Source organism: Mesorhizobium sp. PL10 (assembly GCF_053714315.1).
In genome coordinates, this window is record NZ_JBSKBR010000096.1 from 1 (window position 1) to 2,997 (window position 2,997).

The 2,997-nt window shown below is 59.5% G+C and carries 2 protein-coding genes and 1 pseudogene; 2 read left to right on the forward strand and 1 reads right to left on the reverse strand.

What is annotated here, in order from left to right:
- Together ACWGTO_RS32970 and ACWGTO_RS32975 are read left to right on the forward strand one after the other, a co-directional pair.
- On the forward strand, nt 1-339 hold a 339-nt coding region (locus ACWGTO_RS32970; RefSeq protein ID WP_454578881.1), incomplete at its 5' end, for a hypothetical protein.
- Nucleotides 340-696: 357 nt separating this feature from the next.
- Nucleotides 697-1,011, forward strand: a complete 315-nt coding sequence (locus ACWGTO_RS32975; protein ID WP_454578882.1) for an antibiotic biosynthesis monooxygenase family protein — start codon at nt 697-699, stop codon at nt 1,009-1,011.
- A gap of 549 nt (nt 1,012-1,560) precedes the next feature.
- Here ACWGTO_RS32975 and ACWGTO_RS32980 read toward each other — a convergent pair.
- Nucleotides 1,561-2,571, reverse strand: a pseudogene (locus ACWGTO_RS32980) (aldehyde dehydrogenase family protein); the annotation flags it as partial.
- Between the last annotated feature and the right edge of the window lie 426 nt (nt 2,572-2,997).

The window sequence follows — 2,997 nt, forward strand, 5'->3', positions numbered from 1 at the left end:
GAATTCAACAGCTTAACCGGCAGTGTTCGCCATCCGTTCACCTCCAACTGTTCAAGTTGGGTTTTGCTTTCCATCAACCGTGCCGATCTCCGGCTCTCTGAATTGAAGGCGCGATGCGGCCTTGACGCGGCCCGAATCGCGTTCCTGGACTCTGACCTCCAGCCGGGTCCGGTAACGTCTATGTTCGAGACCCGACACACCGACGCGCCGGTATTCCACCCGCGCGTCTTGAAAGATCTGGTCCTCTCCTTTTGCTCCGACCACCTCTGCGATGGCACGACGATTGCACGGCGCACAGCGAGGCTCGCCGCGTGTGGGCGGGGTGTTCGCGTGGATTAAACAAAGGATGCAGGCGAAGGAACATGACAGTGGGCAAACATCGGGGACGGGAATAGCTGAGGCGGGGTTGCTTCGCATGCAAACCAACCGGTTCGAACAGGATCGTCCGGAGTTCGACAAACCGCGAGCAGGTCGAAAGCGGAATGGACATTGCAAGAGAGCGGCCATGGGACGCTGCAGTGCGCGACGGCGATAAGGGACTGATCTTTGCGCTAGGACGGTTCATGCCACCTGATCCGCAAGGTCAGTCAGTTGTGACTCTGGGGCTGAGGACTGCTTCGCTGGAGGCCAAAGCTGGCTCATTTTGAACAGGACAACTACGACGCCAACCATCAACATCCGGATGAAGGAACCGCCATGTACATCGCCATGAACCGCTTCAAGGTCCAGAACGGCTCGGAAGCAGCTTTCCAAGCCGTCTGGAAAAACCGCGATTCCAGCCTTGCCGAGATGAAGGGATTCCGAGAATTCCATTTGCTGCGCGGCCCGGTCAACGAGACCGAAGGTTACACGCTGTTTGCCTCGCACACAGTGTGGGCAACCCACGACGATTTCGTCGCCTGGACCAGATCGGAGAATTTCCTCGCCGCCCACAGGAACCTCGACACGACGAAAGTCCACTATCTCGGCCACCCGCAGTTCGAGGGCTTCTCCGTCCTCGAGGCCGCGTAAGTACCGACTTGGTCTCTGCAGCGGCGACCAGGCTGGCATTGCCGCCCGGCCGTCGATCGCGCCGCGCGCTTGCGTACCTGCCTCGGCATTTGCCGCCTTGGCCGCGTATATATCAGCCGATGCTAAAGCGCGCCGATCCATGTGGGTGACCAGGAAAGCCGCGGACACGCGCGCATTGGCATTGTTCCATGTGGCTGCATCAAATCGCTCGACCGGTCCCTGAACCGCAAGCCAAGGACAGTGCTGGCCGACGTCGTGCGGGTGACCGTGGCGGAGCGAATGGCCTTTTGTCGATCGACCTCTATCGGCCGGAGACCGAACGCCTGCTACCGAAAATGACGCGCGGGCCAAAGGCCAGACTGAGCTACGACCCGCCCAGGCATCACAGTGCACGCTGCTAAGCAGATTCCATCAATTTGACCAACAAACAGCATCTTTGATTCGGTGCTCACCGTGATTCTCGGGGTGGTGCATGGCGAGCAAATCTCCGGTGACGGCAGGTAAGGAAGAGCGCGAGGCGCTGCGGAGGTTGGCCCGATCACGCGACCGCGGCGAGGCGGACGCGGTCGGATCGAAGCTGTCACCAACCGAAAGATGGCTGACTTTTTTCACGAATTTGATCACAAACGCATCATGAATGCTCGCCTGCACATAAAGCCGGTTCGCGGAAACACAGGTCTGACCTGCATTGCGGAACTTCGCGTGGATCGCACCATCCACTACCGCATCGACGTCCGCATCGTCGAAGACGATGAAAGGCGCGTTGCCACCGAGCTCGAGGCTGACTTTCTTGATCTGGTCCGAACACTGGCGCATGAGCAGCCGGCCGACCTCGGTCGAGCCTGTAAAACTGATCTTACGGACCTTGGCATTGGAGCAGAGTTCACGGCCAATCATATCGCCTTCGGAAGCGAAGATCCGGTTGACGACGCCTTCGGGAAAGCCAGCCTCGTGGGCGAGAGCAAACATTGCACCCGCAACAAGCGGGGTCTGCTCAGCGGGCTTGAGCACGATTGTGCAGCCCGCGGCCAAGGTCGGCGAGATCTTGCGTGCCACCATGGAGGCCGGAAAATTCCATGGCGTGATCGTGCCAACAACGCCGATTGGCTGCTTGATCACAAGCATGCGGCGGTCTGTCGATGGCGCCGCGATCGTCTCGCCGTAGATACGATTGGCCTCCTCGGCATACCATTGCAGGTACGCGGCCGCATGCGAAACCTCGGATTTTGCCTCGGCAAGTGGCTTGCCCATCTCGGCGGTAAGAATTGTAGCGAGGTCGTCTGAGTGGTCAACGATCAGCTGGTGCCAGCGCCACAGTATGTCGCTGCGCTCCCGCGCGGTCAACACAGCCCATGCAGGCTGCCCTCATAGGCCTTGTCGATCGCGGCTCGCGTTTGCTCGACGCCCATGTCGGGAAGCTCGGCCAGCAATTCGCCGGTCGATGGATTGAAAACCCTAAATGAACGCTCGCTAGCCGGCCTACAAGCGACGGCATATGGTCGATCGCGCCGAACAGGTCCGGGGCTTTCAGGTGGCGGTCATCGGTAGGCATAGAGGCAATATCGGCTTCCTCAACGCGACGAAGGTGTCGATCAGCAGGCTGCCGAGTCTATCCCGCACGGCGCGCCTTTCACATAGAGCCTCGGATGGACGGCGGGTAGACCCACCGTCACTCTAAGCCGGAAGAAAAGCTGTCACTCCGGCAAAGGAGGCGCGTCACAACAGCGAGTCCTAAAGAAAAAGTACGCCTGTGAACTCCGCGTGGCAGCAGGCCATGAGCGGTCTGCCGTTGTCGGTCATTGGGGCTGACAAGTTGTCATGATAGGCGACGGTTTTGACGATGCGGCGATCCATCGGCAACAGCACGGCTCATCTGCCGCATCATGTCACCGAACACCTGGCCTGTGACAACCCACGGACGTTATCCCAGGGCAATCGGGTGAGTTAACACGTGACATATGGCGCCAGTGCTGAATCTGTGAGTCC